Annotated in this window: 15 protein-coding genes; 10 read left to right on the top strand and 5 right to left on the bottom strand. The window is 64.5% G+C overall.

Annotated elements, in window-relative coordinates; genetic code table 11:
- Nucleotides 1-74: 74 nt before the first annotated feature.
- The 4 genes from RFM98_RS00650 to RFM98_RS00635 form a co-directional block, all read right to left on the bottom strand.
- Nucleotides 75-1,427, bottom strand: a complete 1,353-nt coding sequence (locus RFM98_RS00650; RefSeq protein WP_320307032.1) for an FAD-binding oxidoreductase — start codon at nt 1,425-1,427, stop codon at nt 75-77.
- Nucleotides 1,427-2,860 (bottom strand): UbiA family prenyltransferase, encoded by a 1,434-nt coding sequence (locus RFM98_RS00645; RefSeq protein ID WP_320307031.1) that lies wholly within the window; start codon nt 2,858-2,860, stop codon nt 1,427-1,429. Before RFM98_RS00645 ends, RFM98_RS00650 begins: the two co-directional genes overlap by 1 nt.
- Before the next feature lie 260 nt (nt 2,861-3,120).
- Nucleotides 3,121-3,384, bottom strand: coding sequence for a hypothetical protein (locus tag RFM98_RS00640; RefSeq protein ID WP_320213113.1), 264 nt, complete (start codon nt 3,382-3,384; stop codon nt 3,121-3,123).
- A 192-nt stretch (nt 3,385-3,576) separates the two neighbouring features.
- Complete coding sequence (locus tag RFM98_RS00635; protein ID WP_320307530.1) at nt 3,577-6,066, bottom strand: mechanosensitive ion channel family protein; 2,490 nt, start codon at nt 6,064-6,066, stop codon at nt 3,577-3,579.
- A 193-nt stretch (nt 6,067-6,259) separates the two neighbouring features.
- On the opposite strand from RFM98_RS00635, the gene RFM98_RS00630 reads away from it, so the two are divergent.
- The 5 genes from RFM98_RS00630 to RFM98_RS00610 all read left to right on the top strand — a co-directional run bounded on the left by RFM98_RS00630 (nt 6,260) and on the right by RFM98_RS00610 (nt 12,989).
- A complete protein-coding gene (locus tag RFM98_RS00630; protein ID WP_320307030.1) occupies nt 6,260-7,519 on the top strand; it encodes a sarcosine oxidase subunit beta in 1,260 nt (419 codons plus the stop codon).
- 14 nt (nt 7,520-7,533) lie between these two features.
- Entirely contained in the window at nt 7,534-7,812 is a 279-nt protein-coding gene (locus tag RFM98_RS00625; protein WP_320307029.1) for a sarcosine oxidase subunit delta, read from the top strand.
- Nucleotides 7,809-10,802, top strand: a complete 2,994-nt coding sequence (locus tag RFM98_RS00620; protein ID WP_320307028.1) for a sarcosine oxidase subunit alpha — start codon at nt 7,809-7,811, stop codon at nt 10,800-10,802. The genes RFM98_RS00625 and RFM98_RS00620 overlap by 4 nt, the downstream gene beginning before the upstream one ends.
- A 7-nt stretch (nt 10,803-10,809) precedes the next feature.
- Entirely contained in the window at nt 10,810-11,397 is a 588-nt protein-coding gene (gene soxG, locus RFM98_RS00615; RefSeq protein WP_320307529.1) for a sarcosine oxidase subunit gamma family protein, read from the top strand.
- Nucleotides 11,398-11,546: 149 nt separating this feature from the next.
- On the top strand, nt 11,547-12,989 hold the full coding sequence (locus RFM98_RS00610; protein ID WP_320307027.1) for an MFS transporter: 1,443 nt from the start codon (nt 11,547-11,549) through the stop codon (nt 12,987-12,989).
- 14 nt (nt 12,990-13,003) lie between these two features.
- Here RFM98_RS00610 and RFM98_RS00605 read toward each other — a convergent pair whose 3' ends face one another.
- Nucleotides 13,004-13,708 carry a nitroreductase gene (locus RFM98_RS00605; protein WP_320307026.1) on the bottom strand — a complete coding sequence of 235 codons (705 nt, stop codon included), beginning with the start codon at nt 13,706-13,708 and terminating at the stop codon, nt 13,004-13,006.
- 235 nt (nt 13,709-13,943) lie between these two features.
- On the opposite strand from RFM98_RS00605, the gene RFM98_RS00600 reads away from it, so the two are divergent.
- The 5 genes from RFM98_RS00600 (at nt 13,944) to RFM98_RS00580 (ending at nt 21,607) form a co-directional block, all read left to right on the top strand.
- Nucleotides 13,944-14,531 carry a helix-turn-helix domain-containing protein gene (locus RFM98_RS00600; RefSeq protein ID WP_430682231.1) on the top strand — a complete coding sequence of 196 codons (588 nt, stop codon included), beginning with the start codon at nt 13,944-13,946 and terminating at the stop codon, nt 14,529-14,531.
- 101 nt (nt 14,532-14,632) lie between these two features.
- On the top strand, nt 14,633-17,086 hold the full coding sequence (locus tag RFM98_RS00595) for a GcvT family protein (protein ID WP_320307025.1): 2,454 nt from the start codon (nt 14,633-14,635) through the stop codon (nt 17,084-17,086).
- Complete coding sequence (locus RFM98_RS00590) at nt 17,083-17,982, top strand: homocysteine S-methyltransferase family protein (protein WP_320307024.1); 900 nt, start codon at nt 17,083-17,085, stop codon at nt 17,980-17,982. The genes RFM98_RS00595 and RFM98_RS00590 overlap by 4 nt, the downstream gene beginning before the upstream one ends.
- Nucleotides 17,982-19,163: a pyridoxal phosphate-dependent aminotransferase gene (locus RFM98_RS00585; RefSeq protein WP_320307023.1), complete on the top strand. Its 1,182-nt coding sequence runs from the start codon at nt 17,982-17,984 to the stop codon at nt 19,161-19,163. Before RFM98_RS00590 ends, RFM98_RS00585 begins: the two co-directional genes overlap by 1 nt.
- Complete coding sequence (locus tag RFM98_RS00580; RefSeq protein WP_320307022.1) at nt 19,160-21,607, top strand: GcvT family protein; 2,448 nt, start codon at nt 19,160-19,162, stop codon at nt 21,605-21,607. The genes RFM98_RS00585 and RFM98_RS00580 overlap by 4 nt, the downstream gene beginning before the upstream one ends.
- The last annotated feature ends 62 nt before the right edge of the window (nt 21,608-21,669 follow it).

Below are 21,669 nucleotides of genomic sequence, written 5' to 3'. Positions count from 1 at the left end.
GACCTGCAAATATTTCGTGAAGCCGCGATAATGTTTGAGTAAATCTGGGTTTAGCACTTCATTTCAAATCCTATCTATTCCGCGGCTTCCGCAACTCCTCTTCCCGCATCCAGTCTTTTTGCCGTCCGCGTCCAGAAGCTCGACAGGAAAGCCGGGTCGCGAAGCGCCTCCAGCCGCTGCCATTGCGGGAATGACGCGGCAAAAATCTCAGGACCCATCCGGGCGTCCTTGTAGGGGTTGACCGCCCCTCCCGCCTCGATCGTGATGCGGTCAAGCTCGGCGAGCAGCCGCAGCGTCCTTTCTCCCCGGTTGGGGAAATCGAGCGTCAGCGTGTAGCCGGGCCGCGGGAACGACAGCAGAGCCGGCGAGCGGACATCGCCGAAACGCTTGAGCACCGTCAGGAACGACCCCTGGCCCGCTTGCCGTGCCGCATCGAGCAGCGCCGGCACGGTGTGGCGGGCATTGGCCTCCGGCACCACGCTTTGGTGCTGGAAAAGCCCACGCGGCCCGTACAGCCGGTTCCAGTCACGCACGCCATCGAGCGGAAAGAAGAAGCCCTGATAGCCCGCCTGGCGCGGGGCCGGAGACTTGCCCTTCTTCCAGCGGTAGGCCGCGTTGAAGGCAGTGAGGAAAGGCCGGTTGAGGACATTGAATGGCGGCTGCGCCGGCACCGAAAGCCGGGCGCCGGCATGCGCGGCGGCGTGCGAGCCGTGCTCGGCATGATTGCCGGTGAACAAAAGACCGCGCCCGCGGCCGCGCCCGCCGGCAAGCTGATCGACCCAGGCGACGGCATATTCGTTGGCCTGGTCGGCCGCCTCGCCAAGATCGAAGAATTCGCCGAGGTCGCGAAACCGCGTCGCCCTTTCAATGATATCGAGCGACGGCACGCGCATCAGCTTGATCGATGCCGAAAGGATCAGCCCGGTCAGCCCCATGCCGCCGATCGTTGCCCTGAACAGGCGGACATTGTCGGTCTCCGAACAGCGATAGGTTCGGCCGTCGGACCGAAGCAGCGTAAAGGCCTCGACATGGCAGCCGAAGCTACCGCGCCGATGGTGGTTCTTGCCGTGGACGTCGTTGGCGATCGCGCCGCCCAGCGTCACGAACTGCGTGCCTGGAACCACGGCCGGAAAGAAGCCATGGGGCGCGGCACAGGCGATGATGTCGCAAAGCAGCGTGCCGGCATCCGCTTCGAGCAGGCCGGTCTCGGCGTTGAAGGAACGAATGCGGTTGAGCGGCCGCATGTCGACCACCATGCCGGCATCGTTCTGGCAGCTGTCGCCATAGGAGCGGCCATTGCCGTAGCCGAGCAGCGATCCCGGCATGGCCGTGCCGTTTTTCAAAAGCGCGATCGCCTCGTCCGCCGAAATCGCCTTGCGCGCCGGCGGCGTCGCCAATCCGAAGCTGCCGAAGCGCTTGGCGTCCATCACCAGCCTCCGGCGACGAGAAAGACCGCCCCGATGGCGACGACGATCTGGCTGCGCCAGTCGCGGATCATGAAGACGACCGGGTCGTCATGCATCTCGTCGCGCCGGGCGAGGATCCAGACGCGCATCGTGAGATAAAGCACGATCGGCGCCAGCGGCCATATCAACCACGGATGCGGGTAGAGCTCGCGCACCGCCGGGCTGTCCATATAGAGCGCCAGAACCAGCGCCGAGGAGAAGGCCGATGCCATGCCGGCCTGGGCGACGATTTCCTGGTCCTCGGTGCGATAGCCGCGCCCGGCTATGCGCTCGCCCGGCGGAATGGCGGTGGTGCGCAATTCGACGAAGCGTTTCACCAGCGCCAGCGACAGGAAGAAGAAGATCGAGAAGGCAAGAAGCCAGAAGGACACGTCGACGCCGGTGGCGGCAGCACCGGCCAGCACGCGGATCGTGTAGAGGCCGGCGAGCGTCAACACATCGACCAAGAGCATGCGCTTGAACGACAGCGAATAGGCGGTGGTGACGGCCAAATAACCGGCAAGCACGCCGAGGAATTCGATCGGAAGGAACAGGCCGGCGACTATGCCGATCGCAAGCAACGCGGAAATCGCGCCGAGGCCGAACGGGATAGACAATGCGCCGCTGGCGAAAGGCCGGTTGCGCTTTGTCGGATGCTTGCGGTCGAGTGCGAGGTCGAAGAAATCGTTGAGGATATAGATGGCGGACGCCACGGCGCTGAAGGACACGAACGCCAGCAGGCACTGCCAGATCATGTTCGGATTGAAATATTCGTGCGACAGCACCATCGGCACGGCGATCAGCGCATTCTTCAGCCACTGATGCATGCGCAGCATCTTGACGTATGTCCTGAGCGTCGGCTTCGGCGCCGGGATGGCCTCGGCATCATGCGCTGCCTGCCAGCGCCGGGCGCTGCGATCGGGCGCCACGACGAGCGCGTTGCGCGCGGCGTCGAACACTTTGAGGTCGTGGCGGCTGTTGCCGGCATAGTCGAAGCCCGCATCGCCATAGGCGGCGACCAGCACGGCGCATTTCCTGCCGGAGGTCATGTTGTGCGGGCCGTCGGTCGCCAGCACGTGATCGAAAATGCCGAGATGCGCCGCGATCGCTTCCGCGAATTTGCGCGGCGTTCCCGTCGCCAGCACGATCCTGCGACCCTCCCGATGCTCGGTGCGCAACCGGTCGAGCAAGTCCTGGCGATATGGCAGCGAGGCCGGATCTATGTCGACGCGTTTGGCGATCTCCTGTTTCAGCCGCGCCGGGCCGCCGGTCAGCCAGAACGGCAGGAGAAAGAAATAGAGCGGGTTTTTCTTGAGCAGGATGAACAGGCCTTCCCACAGAAGGTCGGTTGCAATCAGCGTGCCGTCGAGATCGACCGCGAGCGGAATTGCGTTCCTGTCCGATCTCGCGTCCATTGTCCTGCCCCGATCGAGCGCAGGATCCCGAAACTCCGATCTCGGAAAGGACCACGCGCCAATTCAACCCACGCCTGTGTCGGCGTCCTCGGGTTGGATATAGCGGGGGATGACGGAGCGAACGTTAAAACGCCCGGTTGCAACGCATTGTCATTCCGGGTTTTCGGCGTCATCGTTAAGCGACAGCTACCGGAAACGATAAAAGGCCGGACGTCTGTCCGGCCTTTGCCAATATTGCGCCGCCAATCTTGCGGCAACGGTTACTTGATGCGGGCCGCACCGCCCGAAATTTCGACCGTCTCGGAACCGGTCAGGGCTTCGAGGTCACCATTGGGCAGGGTGACGAAGCAGCCGTTCGAGCAGAACTCCACCGTCTCGCCGGCACCAAGCGTCAGCTCGCTCTTGGCGCCGCCTTCGGTCACGACCAAGGTCCGCGTCTGAGCGTCCCTGTTGATCGCGCTGGCGGCGAAAGCCGAACCGCCCAGGGCCAGCAAAGCGATGGCGGCAACGACAGACTTCCACATTGCAATTCCGGTGTTTCACACACCGCCTCTGTTCAAATTTGCAAGGCATTCTCGCCCTTTGCATCGAAGCTTATATGAGATGTTACCTGAACCGCAACTGAATGCCGCATTCATGCCACAATTGGTTTCGGCGCCGGATGAGCGCAGCGTGCCGCCATTTGCAGGCCGGCCTCAACTGAACGCCGATGCAGCCTAGCTGGGATCTGGCTTGCGCCCTTTGCGCTTCATTTTGGCGAGCCGTGCCTCCTCGGCGGCGGCTTCCGCCTCCAGCTTCTGGCGCTCCGCGAATTCGGCCTCGATCTTGTCATCGTCGATCGGCCAGGCTTCGTGCTTCTTGGTCTCGACCACGGCGCGCGGTGTGGACGGGATCTCGATCTGCTCCTCCGCGAAGATATCGAAGATGGCGAAGCGGATATCGTTCTGCACGATGCTGCCGTTCATGATGTCGGCCACGAACACGCGGATTTCGAATTCGAGCGCGGCAAGCCCGAAATTGGCGAAAAGAACGAACGGCTCGGGATTCTTCAGCACCATCGGATGGGCGCGCGCAATGTTGGTCAACAGGGCATGGACGCGCTTGACGTCGCTGCCATACGCGACGCCGATCTTGATGTCGACGCGGCCGAGCTTGTTGCGATGCGTCCAGTTGCCGACCGCATTGTTGATGAGGTTCGAGTTGGGCAGGATCACCGACTGCCGCTGGAAGGTCTCGATCTCGGTGGCGCGCACGCTGATCTTCCGCACCGTGCCGCTGACGTCGCCGGCTACGATCCAGTCGCCGACCTTGAAGGGCCGCTCGGCAAGCAGGATGAGGCCCGAAACGAAATTCGAGACGACGTTCTGCAGGCCGAAGCCGATACCCAGCGAAAGCGCGCCGGCAACCAGCGCCAGGTTGGAAAGATCGATTCCAGCCGCCGAGATCCCGACCAGGCCGGCAACCGCCACGCCGGCATAGCCGACGCCCAGGCGGATCGAGTTGCGCACGCCGGCATCGACCTTGCCGCGCGCCATCACCGAGCCGTCCAGCCAGCCCTGGAACCAGCGCGTCAGGAAATAGCCGATGACGAAAACGACGATGCCGCTGAGGATGCCGAGGAAAGAGATGGTCACCGAACCGATCGTGACGCCGGTCGCCAGCTTGTAGGCCCAGGCCTCGATATCGCCGGGCTGAAAACCCCACATCAAAAGGATCAACGGCAGGAAGACCAGCACGATCATCAGGTTGATGGCGATGCTGACGACCAGGCCGAGCTGATCGAGGGCGGTATCCTCGTAGCTGGAATTTGTCGAAAGCCAGCGCCCGACCGAAGTATCGGCGAAGCCGCCCTCCTCGCCGATCGCCCGGGCCGACAGGAAGCCGATATAGGCCGTCACCAGGACGGTCCCGGTCACCACGACCTGGAACGACACGAAAAGCGCCAGGCCGATATAGCCAAGCAGTGTCGCGGCAATGGTGAACAGGCCAAGTCCGATGGCGATGAAACGAAGCCAGCCCGGCCAGGGACGCCATGAGCCGTCGGCCGCCCTGAACGGCCGCAGCAACCCCATCAGGATCAGGATGACGCCAATGATGATGGTGGCGACAAAGCTCCTGGCGATGGTCAGCGAAAGCGGCGAGCCCATCTTCTCGTTGACGACCGACAAGAAGTAATTGAAGCCGAGCACCAGCGCCATGGCGGTCGTCAGCCCGACGAGCCAGCGCGCGGGACCGGTCGCGACCGGGATCAGGCGCCAGTTGGGCAGGCGCGGTTCGAGCGCTGCATTGGTCAGCCGGTTGACGCAGAACACCATGCCGATCACCGTCAGCAAGGCAATGAGGAACGTGCCGATATCGCCCCGCAGCACGTTGTAATAATTGAAGAAGAACACGACCGAGGCGAAGAACACGCCGAGCGCCAGCGTTGGCAGCAGCGTCGACCAGAAGGCCACCGACAGCCGGCTGAGATAGGACGGATCATCGACGGATGGATCGGCCTCGAATATGCGGCCGAACAGGCGCCTGCCGCCGATCAACAGCACGGCCGCCAGCGCCAACGCCATGAGCGTTGCGGCAAGAATCGCCTGGAACTTGAACTTGACGGCGAAGCTCAGCCAGGACGACACCGCCTTGTAGAGGCCGGTAATCTGTTCGTGCGCGTCGGAAAAGGCCTGCGGGCTCAGCGCTTCGGTCAGGTCATAATGTTTGGTGATGACGCTGCGGAAAAGCTCGCTGCGCATCACCGCGATCTTGTCGACCAGACCGTTGACGCGGATCGACAGGTTTTGCGCGCTGGCGACGACCGCGTTGATCTCGGCCTTCTCCGAGGCGAGCGCGCCGCGCTCGTTGCTGACGATCGCCGGCTCGGGGGGCTGCCCCTGTGCCGGTGGCGCGCCGAGCACTTCGACGCGGTTGTTGATGTCGTTGAGGCGCTGCCGGAATGCCAGCGCACTGGTCAGCGCCGCCCGCGAAATATCCTCGAGCTGCAACCGGATGTCGACAAGCCCCGCATCGTCCTGGTCGGGGTCGCTCAGTTTCTTCTCCAGGCCGTCGGTCTTGGCCGTCAGGTCCTGGATGACCTTCGTCTGGTCGGCGATGAGCTGCGACGAGCCATGGCCGATCGCCTGCGCCGACGCGTCGAGCGCCGGCTGCCCGAAGACAGCGACAATGGCGACCAGAATCAGGCGTAGCAGTCGGAAGAACATGACGTTGTGGCGAATCGCGGCCGGAAAATCCTCGAAATTTCCGCCCTTGATAAAGACCGGCCTATCAGGCGGCAAGCCGTCCCGATCGTGTCGGCGAGAGTCGGCCTGTCGAAAAGCGATGGCGCAATCTTGGCTTTGCGCTTCCCGCCTGCTCTATAGTCTGCCGCCTCGCATCATAAGGACGATAGGACGAATGGCGGAATATTCAGCCTTCTCGCTGCTCAAGAACGCGCTGACCGGCAACAAGGATTGGAAGCCCGCCTGGCGCAAGCCGGATCCCAAGGCTTCCTATGACGTCATCGTCATCGGCGGCGGCGGCCACGGCCTCTCGACCGCCTATTACCTTGCCAAGGAACACGGCATCACCAATGTCGCGGTGCTGGAAAAGGGCTGGCTGGGCTCCGGCAATGTCGGCCGCAACACCACGGCGGTGCGTTCCAACTATCTCCTGCCGCAGAACACCCGCTTCTACGAACATTCGATGAAGCTGTGGGAGAACCTTTCGCACGATCTGAACTACAACGTCATGTTCTCGCAGCGCGGCTGCCTGAACCTCGCGCACACACCTGCCCAACTCGACGACTATGCGAGGCGCGGCAACGCCATGCGCCATCTCGGCGTCGACGCGGACCTGATGAGCGTCGACCAGATCAAGCGGCTTGTGCCGGCGCTGGACGTATCCGGGTCGTCCCGTTTCCCGGTTCTTGGCGGTCTGATGCAGCGGCGCGCCGGCAGCGCCCGTCACGACGCCGTTGCCTGGGGCTATGCGCGCGGCGCCGACCGGCGCGGCGTCGACATCATCGAGAATTGCGAGGTCACCGGCTTCCTGCGCGACGGCGGCCGCATCACCGGCGTGTCGACGACGCGCGGCGAAATCCGCGCCAAGAAGGTCGCGCTTGCGGTTGCCGGCAGCACCGGTCGCGTCATGCAGCTTGCCGGCATTTCGCATATGCCGATCGAAAGCCATGTGCTGCAGGCCTTCGTCTCGGAATCGCTGAAGCCGATCATCGATACCATCCTGACCTTCGGCATGGGCCATTTCTACATCTCGCAGTCCGACAAGGGCGGCCTCGTCTATGGCGGCGACCTCGACGGCTACAACAGCTACGCCCAGCGCGGCAGCCTGCCGATCGTCGATGAGGTGATGAGCGAGATGGTGGCGCTGTTTCCCGGCCTGGCAAGGGTGCGCATGCTGCGCTCCTGGGGCGGGCTTTGCGACATGACGATGGACGGCTCGCCGATCATCACCACCGGGCCGCTGCCGGGCATGTATCTCAATTGCGGCTGGTGTTACGGCGGCTTCAAGGCGACGCCCGCCTCGGGCTGGTGCTTTGCGCACACCATTGCCAAGGACGAGCCGCACGAGTTCAACGCGCCCTTCACGCTCGACCGTTTCTATCGCGGCCTGGTCATCGACGACAAAGGCCAAGGCGCCACGCCGCGGCTGCATTAGGGTCTGGAACAAAAATGCTGATCACCTGTCCCTATTGCGGCCCGCGCGACGTCATCGAATTCACCTACCAGGGCGACGGCAACCGCGAGCGGCCGCAGCCGGCCTCGCAGAACCTCGACGCCTGGAACGCCTATGTCTATGACCGGCTGAACCCGGCGGGAGACCACAATGAGATCTGGCAGCATTCCGGCGGCTGCCGCGCGCACCTGAGGGTCGTGCGCAACACGCTCACGCATGAGATCCGGAGCACTGCCTTCGCCCGTGGCGGCCACAAGGCGGAGGGCCGCTCGTGAGCCCGCGCCGTGCCGAAACCGGCGGCCGGATCGACCGGCTGCGCACCATCCGCTTCACCTTCGACGGCGCGCCCTACACCGGCCATGCCGGCGACACGCTGGCCTCGGCGCTGCTCGCCAATGGCGTGACGCTGTTCGGCCGCTCCTTCAAATACCACCGCCCGCGCGGCCTGCTCTCCGCCGGCGTCGAGGAGCCGAACGCGCTGGTGACGGTGCTGCGCGGCGAAGTGCGCGAACCGAACATTGCCGCCACCATGGTCGAGATCTATGACGGGCTCGTCGCCGTCAGCCAGAACCGCTCCCCCTCGCTCGCCTGGGACATCGGCGCGCTCAACCAGCTCGGCGGCAAGATCCTGTCGGCCGGCTTCTACTACAAGACCTTCATGGGCCCGGTGATCGGCCCGCTGAAGGGCACGCGCTTCTGGATGTTCTGCGAGCATTTCATCCGTCGCGCCGCCGGCCTCGGCAAAGCTGGCACCGCGCCCGATCCATCGCGCTATGAGCGCATGAACGCGTTTTGCGACGTGCTGGTCGTCGGCTCCGGTCCGGCCGGCCTGATGGCGGCGAAGGCCGCCGCCGACCAGGGCGCCCGCGTCATCCTCGCCGAGCTCGAAGCCCATTTTGGTGGCTCCGCCAACTGGTCGGGCGAAACCATCGACGGCACGCCTGCCGCCGACTGGGCCCAGCGCACGGTCGGGCAACTCGAAGGCAATGACAATGTCCGCCTGCTGCCGCGCACGACGGTGTGGGGCTATTACGACGGCAACACGCTTGCCGCGCTCGAGCGGGTGACCGACCACAAGGAAGCGGCCGCCAAGGGCGAGCCGCGCCAGCGCTACTGGGCGATCCGCGCAGGCACCGTGGTTCTCGCCACCGGCTCCTTCGAGCGGCCGCTGGTGTTCCCGGGCAATGACCGTCCCGGCGTCATGCTGGCGCATGCGGCCGAACGCTACGCCAATGAATATGGCGTGCTGCCGGGACAGCGCATCGCGCTCTTCACCAACAACGACAGCGCCTACCGCTCGGCCCTTGCCTTGAAGAAGGCCGGCGCCGCGGTCGTTGCCATCGTCGACGTCCGCGGCGATGTCTCGAACGAGATGCGTAAGCTGGCGAGCGAAGCCGAGGCCGAACTGCTTGCCGGTCATGCCGTGGTTGCGACCGAGGGCGGCAAGGCTCTCACCGGCCTCAAGGTGCAACGCTTCGACGCCATGAGCGGTGCGCTCAGCGGCGACGATCGCAGCATCCATGCCGACAGCCTTTTGATGTCGGGCGGCTGGTCGCCGACCATCCATCTCGCCAGCCAGGCAGGCGCCAGAGCCGAATGGGATGCGGCCCGGCAGGCCTTCCTGCCGCCGCCACCGACACAGCGCTGGATCGGCGCCGGCGCCTTCACCGGCAGCTTCTCGACCGCCGAGGCCATCGCCGAAGGCCGTGCGGCTGGCCTTCAGGCCGCCGGCGGGGCTGCATCACCCGCTCCACTTCCCGTCGTCGAAGCCGCCCCCGGTGATCCCGATCCGGCGCCGGTCTTCGAGATCAAGGCCAAGGGCAAGAGTTTTGTCGACTTCCAGCACGATGTGACCGCCGAGGACGTGCGGCTCGCGCATCGCGAGGGCTTCGTCTCGGTCGAGCACCTGAAGCGCTACACCACGCTCGGCATGGCGACCGACCAGGGCAAGAACTCCAACGTGCCGGGCTTGGCCATCATGGCCGAGGCATTGGGCAAGCCGATCCCCGAAGTCGGCACGACGCGCTTCCGCCCGCCCTACACGGCGGTGTCGATCGGCTCGCTCGCTGCCGAGCGTTTCGGCGACCTCAAGCCCGAACGGCTGACGCCGATGCATGACTGGCACATCGCCAATGGCGCGACCATGTATTCGGCCGGCCTCTGGTACCGCCCGATGATCTACGGCCTTGCCGGCGAGACGGTCGAGCAGGCCTATGTCCGCGAAGCCAAGGCGACGCGCGAAAGCGCCGGCATGGTCGACGTCTCGACGCTGGGCAAGATAGCGGTTCAAGGACCGGACGCGGCCGAGTTCCTCGATCGCGTCTACATCAACATGTTCTCCACTTTAGCCGTCGGCAAGGCCCGCTACGGGCTGATGCTGCGCGAGGACGGGCTTGCTTTCGACGACGGCACCACCTGGCGGCTCGGCGAGCAGGAATTCCTGATGACCACCACCACCGCCAATGCCGGCAAGGTGATGCAGCATCTGGAGTATTTTCTCGACGTCATCTGGCCGGAGCTGAAGGTCACCGTGACCTCCGTCACGGACGAATGGGCGGGTGCTGCGATCGGCGGACCGAACGCGCGGGCCATCCTCGCCTCTTGTGTCACCGGCACCGCCGTCGACAACGCCACCCTCCCCTTCATGGGCATCGTTCATGGCCGAATCGCCGGCGTCCCGGTGCTGATCTGCCGGCTGTCCTTCTCCGGCGAAATGGCTTTCGAGGTCTATTCCGGCTCCGGCCACGGCACCCACGTGTGGGAGGCTCTGATCGAAGCCGGCAGGCCGTTCGGCTTGGTCACCTATGGGCTCGAGGCGCTGGGCACGATGCGCATCGAGAAGGGTCATGTCACCGGCGCAGAGATCGACGGCCGCACCACGGCGCGCGATCTCCACCTCGACTGGATGCTGTCGAAAAAGAAGCCTTTCATCGGCTCGGCCATGATGGACCGCGAGGGGCTGGTCGCGTCAGACCGGCTGGAGCTGGTCGGCCTGGTCGCTCTCGACAACCGGCCGCTCAACGGCGGCGGACATATCGTCGAGGAGCTGGACGAAGCCAATCCGCACGATTCGATCGGCCACATCACCGCCTGCTGCTATTCGCCGGCGCTCGGCAAATACATAGCGCTTGCGTTGGTCGAGGGCGGCAAGGGCCGCCACGGCACGCGCGCCTTCGTCTCCGATCCGCTGCGCAACCGGTTCGGGCCGATCGAGATCGTCTCCAACCACTTCTACGATCCGGACGGGAGCCGCATGCATGGCTGAGCACCAGTTGCCCGAGCGCCAATCGCCCCTCGAGCCGGAGTATCACCCGGGCTCGCATGGCAATTTCGAACATGGCGTCGATGTCATCCTGTCCGAAACCCGGCCGGGCTCGATCCTGCAGCTCGCCGCATGGCCGGGCGAAGAAAAGCGGCTGATCGAAGCCATCCGCAAGGTCACCGGGCTCGCTCTGCCCGACGGCGCCGGCGGCGGCGTGAGCAGCGGTGGCCATGCCGTTTTCGGCTTCGCGCCGGGAAAATTCACCGTGGTGGATGAGGCGGAAGGCCTGGCCGCTGCCTTCGCCGGCGCCATCACGCCGGCCATCGGTACGCTGACGGATCTTTCGCATGGCCGCACCGCGATCCGCATCGCCGGCCCGAAGGCCGAATGGGTGATGGCGAAATTCTTTGCCATCGACTTCGCCTTGCCGGCCTTCCCGCTCGGCGCCGGCCGCTCGACCAACCATCACGACATCTTCGCCCAGATCCAGCGCAGCGGCGCCGACCAGTTCGACATCTATGTCTTCCGCTCATTCGCACGCTCGTTCTGGAAGGCGCTGTGCCACGCCAGCGAGGAAGTCGGCTACGAGGTGCAGTAGGGCCAACGCCTCGGTCCAGCCGGTATCTGGCACTATCGACGGCTACAACTGCTGCTTGAGCGTTGGCCGGCAGGGCCGATAGATAAGGAATCATCGGCGTTTGCCATGGCAAACGTCCGCTCAGGCAACCAGTTCGACCATACCCTTCCATGACTGTTGAGACTTCGGCGACGGCCACGACCCGCTTTGCTCCGGCGGACGTCCCGTCGATGCTGCTGCCGGCAACCGTCGCCTGCGGCGTGTTCATGACCAGCCTCGACCAGAACGTCGTGGTCACGGCGCTCCCCGGCATCGGTGAGAGCCTCGATCGCCCGCCAAGCCAGCTTGGCCTGCTGATCACCGTTTATGTCGCGAGCCTCATCGTCACCATGCCGCTCGGTGGCTGGCTGGCCGACCGCTTCGGCCTGCGCAACGTCTATTGCTTCGCGCTGCTCGTCTTCGCCAGCGCCTCGGCGCTCTGCGGCCTTTCGGAAAATATCTGGATGCTGGTCGGCTCGCGCGCCCTGCAAGGCTGTGGCGGCGCGCTGATGGGCACGCTTGGCCAGGTCGTCATCCTGTCTAGCTTCCCGCGCGACCGCACGCTCAAGATCAACATGTATATCTCGCTCGCCGGCCAATCGGGGCCGCTGGTCGGGCCGCTCGTCGGCGGCGCGCTCACCACCTATGTCTCGTGGCGCTGGATCTTCTATATCAACATCCCTATCGCGCTAACCGCGGCGCTGCTGGCCGCCTCGCTGTTTCCAACGACGACCAAGCCGGTTCGCACGCCATTCGATTTTCCCGGCTTCCTGCTCGTCGGCAGCGGCATGGCGCTGCTGGTCTTCGGCATGGATTCGGTCGCTGCCAAAGATGCGACCGCAAGCAGCATGGCGCTGCAGCTCGGCCTGGCGATCATCATCCTGACGGTTGCCGCCTTCTACTGCCTGCGCGCCCGCAATCCGCTGCTCGACCTCAAGCTGCTGCGCATTCGCACCTTCCGCATCTCCTTCCTCACCGGCGGCGGTCTCGACACGATCGGTCTGAGCTCGGTGGTCTTCCTCCTGCCGCTGATGTTCCAGCTCGGCTTCGGCATGAGCGCCGTGCAGGCCGGATCGCTGACTTTCGTCGCCGCGATAGGGTCATTGATGATGCGCTTCTTCATGCCGCGCCTTTTGAACCGCTTTGGCTTCAGGCGCGTGTTGGTCACCAACACGCCGATCGTCGCCCTGTTGGTCGCGGGCTTTGCCCTGATGCACGAAAGCCTGCCGGCCTGGATTGTGCTGGCCTATATTTTCGCCTTCGGCGTCTTCCGCTCCGTGCAATGGGCCTCGACCGGTAATCTTTCCTATTCGGATATCGCGCCGGAGCAGCTCGCGCGCTTCAGCGCGCTCTATTACATCCTGTGGCAGCTTGCGGTGGCGATCAGCGTCGGCCTCGCGGCGGCACTGCTGTCGCTGCTTGCCGGCGGCGGCAAGGCCAGCATCAACGACTACCGCATCCTGTTCGTCATCGAAGGGCTGATCACGCTTTGCGCGCTGTCGGCCTATCTGAGGCTGACGCCGCAGGACGGCGCCCATGTCAGCGGTCATGGCGCCCATATGAGCACCGACTAACGCCTGCGCCGACGCTATTCCGCGAACCTCACCCAATCCTCGATCGGCGCGCGGTCGGTGCGGTACTCGTTCTCGGGCTTCGACGTGTCCTCGTGGCCGAGCGCCATGCCGCACACGACGATCTCTTCGTCCGGAATATCGAGCACCGACCTGATCTGCCTGTGATAGGGCGCGAAGGCCGCCTGCGGACAGGTATGCAGCCCCCTGCCCCGCGCCGCCACCATGATGTTCTGCAGGAACATGCCGTAGTCGATCCACGAGCCCTGGTTCAGTCTCCGGTCGATCGTGAAGATCATGCCGACCGGCGCGTCGAAGAAGATGAAGTTGCGGTCGTGCTGAGCCCGCATCTTGTCGACCTCGCGGCGGCCGATGCCCAGCGCGCCATAAAGGCCGAAGCCGTTGGCACGGCGACGCGTGAGATAGGGTTCGAAGAATTGGTCGGGATAGTAGCGGTACTCGTCCCACTCGGCTTTTTCGGCGCGGATGCCCGAGTTGAGGATGGCGTCGCTGATGCGCTGCTTGACCTCGCCCTTGGTGACATAGACGCGCCACGGCTGCATGTTGGTGCCGGACGGCGCGCGCGCGGCGACCGCCAGGATCGCGCGGATCGTGTCATCATCGACCATATCGGGCAGGAAGGCGCGCACCGACCGGCGCGATATGATCGCCTCGTCGACAATCTCCGCATCCGATGCGATCCGGATGTTCTTCTCAAGCATGGGCCGTCCCTTTAGGCATGGCCGGAAACCCGCAACCCGATTTCCCCAACGACCATCCGCAGACTATAAGCTAAACTGGTCCCCGACCGGACGCCCCACTCGCCGCTCGTGCGCGAGCCTTTGCATCAACCGCCGAAATCGCGCAAGCAAATCTTGCGGCCCATGAAAATCCTCTTGATTTTTTCACCGGTTTGCTCTCTCATGAAATTTATCCAGATTTTTTCACGAGAAACATTTGACCCCGGCGGCAACCAAATCGGAGCAGGACAATGGCGACCGGCTGCTGGCCGGCGACATCCGTGCGCTTCGCAAGGCGCGCGGCCTCACACTCGCTGAAATTGCGCTCAAGCTGGGCCGCTCGGTCGGCTGGGTCAGCCAGGTCGAGCGTGGTCTCTCGATCCCCTCGCTCGGCGACCTCAGGGCATTTGCCAACCTCTTCGGCGTATCGATCAGCCTGTTCTTCAGCCATGAAGTGCCTGTCGAAGAGGAGCGCGGCGTGATCGTGCGCGCCGGCCGCCGGCGTGTGCTTGGCACAAGTGAATCCGGCCTGGTGGAGGAGCTTCTGTCACCCGATCTCGGCGGTAGCTTCGAGATGGTGCGCTCTGTGTTCGCGCCCGGCGCGGAAATGAAGGCACCCGCGCTGCGGCCGACCGAGGAGGCTGGATACATCGCCTCAGGATTGTTCGACATCGAGATAGCGGGCGTCTGGCATCGGCTTGGCGAAGGCGACTCCTTCCGCTTCGAGGGCAAAACCTACCGCTGGCGCAATCCAGGCGCCGAGCCGGCGGTCGTCATCTGGGTGGTTTCACCGCCGGTATATTGACCAATGCATGCCGCCCAAAAGAGTTCAGCGGTTTTGGGACAACGGCATGCATCAAACAAAAATCAAAGCGCGAAGGCGCGCTTTGAACTGGGAGAAAAAGCATGGCCGGTTTGCCGACCACGGCACGCGTGGTGATCATCGGAGGCGGTGTCGTCGGCACCTCCTCGCTCTACCACCTTTGCAAAGCGGGCTGGACGGACTGCGTGCTTTTGGAAAAGAACGAGCTGACCTCCGGCTCGACCTGGCATGCCGCCGGCAACGTGCCGACCTTCTCCTCGTCATGGTCGCTGATGAACATGCAGCGCTATTCGACCGAGCTCTACCGGGGCCTCGCCGACGCGGTCGACTATCCGATGAACTACCATGTCACCGGCTCGCTCCGGCTTGCCCATAGCAAGGAGCGCATGCAGGAATTCCAGCGCGCCAAGGGCATGGGCCGCTACCAGGGCATGGACATCGACGTCGTCGGCCTTGACGAGATCAAGCGCCGCTATCCCTTCATCGAGACGCATGAATTGAAGGGCGCGCTCTACGATCCGAGCGACGGCGACATCGACCCGGCGCAGCTGACGCAGGCGCTCGCCAAGGGCGCGCGCGACATGGGCGCCAAAATCATCCGCTTCTGTCCGGTCACCGGCGTGCGCCGCGAGAATGGCGAATGGGTGGTCGCGACGCCGCAAGGCGAGATCCGCTGCGAGACCGTCATCAACGCCGCCGGCTACCGCGCCGCCGAGGTCGGAAAAATGTTCGGCCGCGAAGTGCCGATGATGGTGATGAGCCATCAGTACATCCTGTTCGAGGAAATTCCCGAGCTCGCGGCCTGGTCGAAGGAGCAGGGAAAGAAACTGCCGCTGCTGCGCGACGTCGATACGTCCTATTACCTGCGCCAGGAAAAGAGCGGCATGAATCTCGGCCCCTATGAGCGCAATTGCCGCGCGCATTGGGCAACCCATAACGATCCGATGCCGGAGGATTTTTCCTTCCAGCTCTTCCCCGACGATCTCGACCGTCTCGAGCACTACCTGGCCGACGCCGTCGCACGCGTGCCGATCCTCGGCACGGCGGGCCTGTCGAAAGTTATCAACGGACCGATCCCTTACGCACCGGACGGCAACCCGCTGATCGGCCCGATGCCCGGCGTGCCGAACGCCTTCGAGGCCTGCGTCTTCACCTTCGGCATCGCGCAAGGGGGCGGCGCCGGCAAGGTGCTGGCCGAATGGGTGACCGAGGGCCAGACGGAATGGGACATGTGGTCCTGCGATCCGCGCCGCTTCACGTCATTCGCGTCCGCGCCAGATTATTGCGTTGCCAAGGGCATGGAGATCTACGGCAACGAATACGCCATCCAGTTCCCCCGCCATGCCTGGCCGGAGGGGCGCAATCGCAAGCTGTCGCCGCTGCACGATCGCATCAAGTCGCTGGGTGGCCAGTTCGACGCCTATAATGGCTGGGAGCGCGCGACATGGTACGCGCAGCCCGGCGACGACACATCCGAGGAAGCGACACTGACCTTCCGCCGCGACGGACCCTGGCAGAAGCGTGTGCGCGAGGAATGCCTTGCCGTGCGCGACGCCGCCGGCATCCTCGACCTGCCTGGCTTCTCGCGCTTCAACCTCCAAGGCCCGGGCGCCGCCGACTGGCTGGCGCTGCAGGTCACCGGTCTCGTGCCGAAGCCCGGCCGCATCGGCCTCGTCTATTTCGCCGACGACAAAGGCCGCATCGTCACCGAAATGTCGGTGGTCCGCCATGGCGAGGACCAGATGACGCTGATCACCGCCGCGGTGGCGCAGTGGCACGACTTCGAATGGCTCAAGTCGCGCATGCCAGCCGATGCGGGTTTCACGCTGAGAGACCGCACCGAGGAATATTCAACCCAGATCCTCGCCGGTCCGAACTCGCGCAAGATCCTGGCCGAGGTGTGCGATGCCGATTTGACCCTGCCCTGGCTGACGCATCAGGAAACGACCATCGCCGGACGCCGGGCGAAGCTGGTGCGCGTCTCCTTCGCCGGCGAGCTTGGCTGGGAGATCCACACCAGGGCTACGGACACCCCAACCGTCTTCGAGGCTGTCTGGACCGCCGGCCAGAAGCACGGGCTGAAGCCGTTCGGCATGTATGCGCTGGATTCGCTGCGGCTCGAAAAGGGCTACCGCGCCTGGAAGGGTGATCTTTCGACCGACTATTCGATCCTGCAGGGCGGGCTGGAACGCTTCGTCAAATGGGACAAGCCCGACTTCCGCGGCAAGGCGGCGCTGCTCAACGAGAAGCAGCAGGGCGTGAAGAAGCGCTTCGTCACGCTGGTCGTCGAAAATCCCGGCGACTGCGATGCGCCCTCTATGTCGACGCTCTGGCACGACGGCAAGATCGTCGGCGAGACGACGTCGGGAGGCTGGGGCTACCGCATCGACAAATCGATCGCGCTCGGCATGCTGCGCACGGATCTCACGCAACCTGGCACGGCAGTCGAAGTCGAGATTTTTGGCGATCGCTTCAAAGCCGTCGTGCAGAACGACGAGCCACTTTGGGATCCGAAGAACGAGAGGTTGCGGGCATGACCTCCGTCATCCTCACCGATGGCGGCATGGGCCAGGAACTGGTCCGGCGCAGCAGTTCCGAACCGACGCCGCTATGGTCGGCCAGGGTGCTGATCGACGAGCCCGATCTGGTGCGCGATCTGCATGCGGAATTCATCCGCGCCGGTGCCCGCGTCATCACCATCAACACCTATTCGGCGACGCCCGAGCGCCTGGCGCGCGAGGGCGCGGAAGACCTGTTCAAGCCTTTGCAGAAGCGCGGCATCGAACTGGCCAGGCAGGCTCGCGACGAGGCCGGCGACACCGCGATCGCCGGTTGCCTGTCGCCTTTGTTCGGCAGCTACGCGCCGGCGCTGACCATATCGTTCGAGGACACGCTCGATATCTATCGCCGCATCGTCTCGGAGCAGGCGGATGGCGTCGACCTGTTTCTATGCGAGACCATGGCTTCCGCCGATGAGGCGCGCGCGGCGGTCACCGCGGCCTCGGAGAGCGGCAAGCCGGTGTGGGTGTCCTGGACGCTCGCCGACCATGGCGCGCCGCGCCTGCGCAGCGGTGAAACCATTGCCGATGCGGCCGGCGCCCTCGGCGACATGCCGGTCGCGGCCCGGCTGCTCAACTGCTGCCGGCCTGAAGCCATCGCCGCCGCATTGCCGGAACTTATCGCTCTTGGCGGACCGGTTGGCGCCTACGCTAATGGCTTCACCTCGGTCGAGGCGTTAAAGCATGGCGGCACGGTCGACGTGCTGCACGCCCGCCATGACCTTGATCCGCAAGCCTATGCCGACCAGGCCATCGGCTGGGTCGAAGCCGGCGCCGAAATCGTCGGCGGCTGCTGCGAGGTCGGACCAGCCCATATCGCCGCCCTGCGCGACCGGCTATTGCAGGCCGGCCACCAGATCTCGGGAGTTTCTTGATGCCAAAACCATCAAAGCGCATTACCGGCATCGTGCCTTCCGGCAAGGACGGCTGGGAAGTCCATTTCGCCGCCTGGATGCGCAAACAGGCCGGCGAGGACATCATCGTGCTGTCGGTCGGCGATCATGACTTCGACACGCCTTCTGAGACGATCGAAGCCTGCGTCAACGCGGTGCGCGGCAGCAATCATCACTATACGCCGCTGCCCGGCCTGCCGCGCCTGCGCAAGGCGATGGCGGCAGCCGCGACGGCTTGCACAGGCGTCCTGACCGAGCCCGACGAGGTCATCGCCACGCCAGGCGGCCAGGCAGCACTTTACGCCGCGGTGCAAGGTGTGCTTGACCCGGGCGATCACGCCATCGTCATCGCGCCCTATTACGCCACCTACCCCAACACCTTCAGCGCCGCCGGCGCCAGCTTCACCGTCGTCGAGACGCCGGCCGAAGACGGGTTCCAACCCCGTGCCGACATGATCCGCACCGCGCTGAAGCCCAACACCCGCGCCATCCTGATCAACACACCGAACAACCCGACGGGTGCTGTCTATTCGCGCGAACGGCTCGAACAGCTCGCCGACATCTGCAAGGAGCACGATCTCTGGCTGCTGTCGGACGAGGTCTACTGGACGCTCGGCGGCGGCGAGCATATCTCGCCGCGCTCGCTGCCCGGCATGGCCGAACGCACGCTGGTCATCAACTCGATGTCGAAGAGCCATGGCATGACCGGCTGGCGCATGGGCTGGCTGACCGGCCCGAAGGCGATGATCGCGCTGATGAGCGATCTCAACCTGGTGACGACCTACGGCCTGCCGGCCTTCATCTCGATCGCCTGCGCCGAAGCGCTCGAAAACCACTATGGCGTGAAGGACATTGCCGAGCGCTACACCGCCCGCCGCACCGTCTTCCTCGATGCCCTACGCGGCGCCAATGAAGTCACCGTGCGCGGCTCCGAAGGCGGCATGTACGTCATGCTCGATGTCTCCGCCGTCGAGGCCGACGACGAGAAATTCGCCTGGGCGCTGCTCGACCAGGAAAAGCTCGGCGTGATGCCCGGCTCGAGCTTCGGCGAAGCCGCCGCCGGTCACATCCGCATCAGCCTCTGCCAGCCTGAGCCAATCCTGAAGGAAGCAGCGCTTCGCGTGCGCCGCTTCGCTTCCAACTATCGCCGCGAGGCAGCATGACCAAGACCATCCCCAGCAAGGCCCGCGCCGTGATCATCGGCGGCGGCGTCTCCGGCTGCTCGGTCGCCTATCACCTGGCCAAGCTCGGCTGGACCGACATCGTGCTCTTGGAACGCAAGCAGCTCACCTCAGGCACGACATGGCATGCGGCGGGCCTGATCGGCCAGCTGCGCGCCTCGCAGAACATGACAAGGCTGGCGAAATACTCGGCCGACCTCTACGTCAAGCTCGAAGCCGAGACCGATGTCGGCACCGGAATGCGCCAGGTCGGCTCGATCACCGTGGCGCTGACCGAGGAGCGCAAGCACGAAATCTACCGGCAGGCCTCTCTGGCCCGTGCTTTCGATGTCGACGTGCGCGAGATTTCGCCGAGCGAAGTCAGTGAGATGTATCCGCATCTCAACGTGTCCGACGTGGTCGGCGCCGTGCATTTGCCGCTCGACGGTCAGTGCGATCCGGCCAATATCGCCATGGCACTCGCCAAGGGCGCGCGCCAGCGCCGCGCGACAATCATCGAGAACGTGAAGGTCACCAGGGTCCACACCAAGAACGGCCGCGTTTCGGGCGTCTCCTGGGCGCAGGGCGAGGAGCAAGGCACGATCGAGACCGACATCGTCGTCAACTGCGCAGGCATGTGGGCGCGCGAGCTCGGGCGGCAGAACGGCGTCACCATCCCGCTGCACGCCTGCGAGCATTTCTATCTCGTCACCGAGCCGATCCCCGGGCTTACCCGCCTGCCGGTGCTGCGCGTGCCGGACGAGTGCGCCTACTACAAGGAGGACGCCGGCAAGATGATGCTCGGCGCCTTCGAGCCGGTGGCGAAACCCTGGGGCATGGACGGCATCCGCGAGGATTTCTGCTTCGACCAGTTGCCCGAGGACATGGACCATTTCGAACCGATCCTCGAAATGGGCGTCAACCGCATGCCGATGCTGGGCACCGCCGGCATCCACACCTTCTTCAACGGCCCGGAAAGCTTCACGCCCGACGACCGCTACTATCTCGGTGAGGCGCCGGAACTCTCCGGCTACTGGATGGCGACCGGCTACAACTCGATCGGCATCGTTTCCTCAGGCGGCGCCGGCATGGCGCTGGCCCAATGGATCAACGACGGCGAGGCGCCCTTCGACCTCTGGGAGGTCGACATTCGCCGCGCCCAGCCGTTCCAGAAGAACCGCCGCTATCTCAAGGAGCGCGTCTCCGAAACGCTCGGCCTGCTCTATGCCGACCATTTCCCTTACCGCCAGATGGCGACCTCGCGCGGCGTCCGCCGCTCGCCGTTGCATGAACATTTGAAGGCCCGCGGCGCCGTCTTCGGCGAAGTCGCCGGCTGGGAGCGCGCCAACTGGTTCGCCCACGACGGCCAGGAGCGCGAGTACCGCTATTCCTGGAAGCGGCAGAACTGGTTCGACAATCAGCGCGAAGAGCATCTCGCCGTGCGCAATGGCGTTGGCCTGTTCGACATGACGTCCTTCGGCAAGATCCGCGTCGAAGGCCGCGATGCCTGCGCGTTCCTGCAGCGGCTTTGCGCCAACGACATGGACGTGGCGCCGGGCAAGATCGTCTACACGCAGATGCTCAACGCCAAGGGCGGCATCGAGAGCGATCTCACCGTGACGCGGCTTTCGGACACAGCCTATTTCCTCGTCGTGCCAGGCGCCACGCTGCAGCGCGATCTCGCCTGGCTGCGGCGGCACGTTGCCGACGAGTTCGTCGTCATCACGGACGTGACCGCGGCCGAAGCCGTCATCTGCCTGATGGGGCCGGAAGCGCGAAAACTGATCCAGAAGGTCAGCCCGAACGATTTCTCCAACGAGGCCAATCCGTTCGCCACATTTCAGGAGATCGAGATCGGCATGGGCCTCGCCCGCGCCCACCGCGTCACCTATGTCGGCGAGCTTGGCTGGGAACTCTACGTTTCGACCGAACAGGCTGCCCATGTCTTCGAGTCGATCGCCGAAGCCGGCGCGGATGTCGGCCTGAAGTTGTGCGGCCTGCACACGCTTGATTCCTGCCGTATCGAAAAAGCCTTCCGCCATTTCGGCCACGACATCACCGACGAGGACAACGTGCTGGAAGCCGGCCTTGGCTTCGCCGTGAAAACGAGCAAAGCCGACTTCATTGGCCGCGACGCGGTGCTACGCAAGAAGGAAGCCGGCCTGTCGCGCCGGCTGGTGCAATTCCGCCTGAAAGACCCGGAGCCCCTGCTCTTCCACAACGAAGCGATCCTGCGCGACGGCAAGATCGTCGGCCCGATCACCTCCGGCAATTACGGCCACCATCTCGGCGGCGCGATCGGCCTCGGCTATGTGCCCTGCCAGGGCGAGAGCGAGGCGGAAGTGCTTGGCTCGTCCTACGAGATCGAGATCGCCGGCGAGCGTTTCGCCGCGGAAGCATCGCTGAAACCGATGTACGATCCGAAAGCGGAGCGGGTGAAGATGTAGCACAGCCTTCCCCTTCTCCCCGTTCAACGGGGAGAAGGTGCCCGAAGGGCGGATGAGGGGCA

The sequence above is a fragment of the Mesorhizobium australafricanum genome (genome assembly GCF_033977265.1).
GTDB lineage: Bacteria > Pseudomonadota > Alphaproteobacteria > Rhizobiales > Rhizobiaceae > Mesorhizobium > Mesorhizobium australafricanum.
The sequence above is the reverse complement of the archived record's forward strand: the minus strand, read 5'-3'. Positions and strand labels throughout refer to the sequence as shown.

Excerpts from the sequence above, each read along its gene's own strand:
- RFM98_RS00585 (WP_320307023.1), top strand. The coding sequence starts at position 17,982 with ATGCCAAAACCATCAAAGCGCATTACCGGCATCGTGCCTTCCGGCAAG.
- RFM98_RS00610 (WP_320307027.1), top strand. The coding sequence starts at position 11,547 with ATGACTGTTGAGACTTCGGCGACGGCCACGACCCGCTTTGCTCCGGCG.
- RFM98_RS00595 (WP_320307025.1), top strand. The coding sequence starts at position 14,633 with ATGGCCGGTTTGCCGACCACGGCACGCGTGGTGATCATCGGAGGCGGT.
- RFM98_RS00635 (WP_320307530.1), bottom strand. The coding sequence starts at position 6,066 with ATGTTCTTCCGACTGCTACGCCTGATTCTGGTCGCCATTGTCGCTGTC.
- RFM98_RS00645 (WP_320307031.1), bottom strand. The coding sequence starts at position 2,860 with ATGGACGCGAGATCGGACAGGAACGCAATTCCGCTCGCGGTCGATCTC.
- RFM98_RS00630 (WP_320307030.1), top strand. The coding sequence starts at position 6,260 with ATGGCGGAATATTCAGCCTTCTCGCTGCTCAAGAACGCGCTGACCGGC.
- RFM98_RS00640 (WP_320213113.1), bottom strand. The coding sequence starts at position 3,384 with ATGTGGAAGTCTGTCGTTGCCGCCATCGCTTTGCTGGCCCTGGGCGGT.
- RFM98_RS00650 (WP_320307032.1), bottom strand. The coding sequence starts at position 1,427 with ATGGACGCCAAGCGCTTCGGCAGCTTCGGATTGGCGACGCCGCCGGCG.
- RFM98_RS00580 (WP_320307022.1), top strand. The coding sequence starts at position 19,160 with ATGACCAAGACCATCCCCAGCAAGGCCCGCGCCGTGATCATCGGCGGC.
- RFM98_RS00625 (WP_320307029.1), top strand. The coding sequence starts at position 7,534 with ATGCTGATCACCTGTCCCTATTGCGGCCCGCGCGACGTCATCGAATTC.
- RFM98_RS00590 (WP_320307024.1), top strand. The coding sequence starts at position 17,083 with ATGACCTCCGTCATCCTCACCGATGGCGGCATGGGCCAGGAACTGGTC.
- RFM98_RS00605 (WP_320307026.1), bottom strand. The coding sequence starts at position 13,708 with ATGCTTGAGAAGAACATCCGGATCGCATCGGATGCGGAGATTGTCGAC.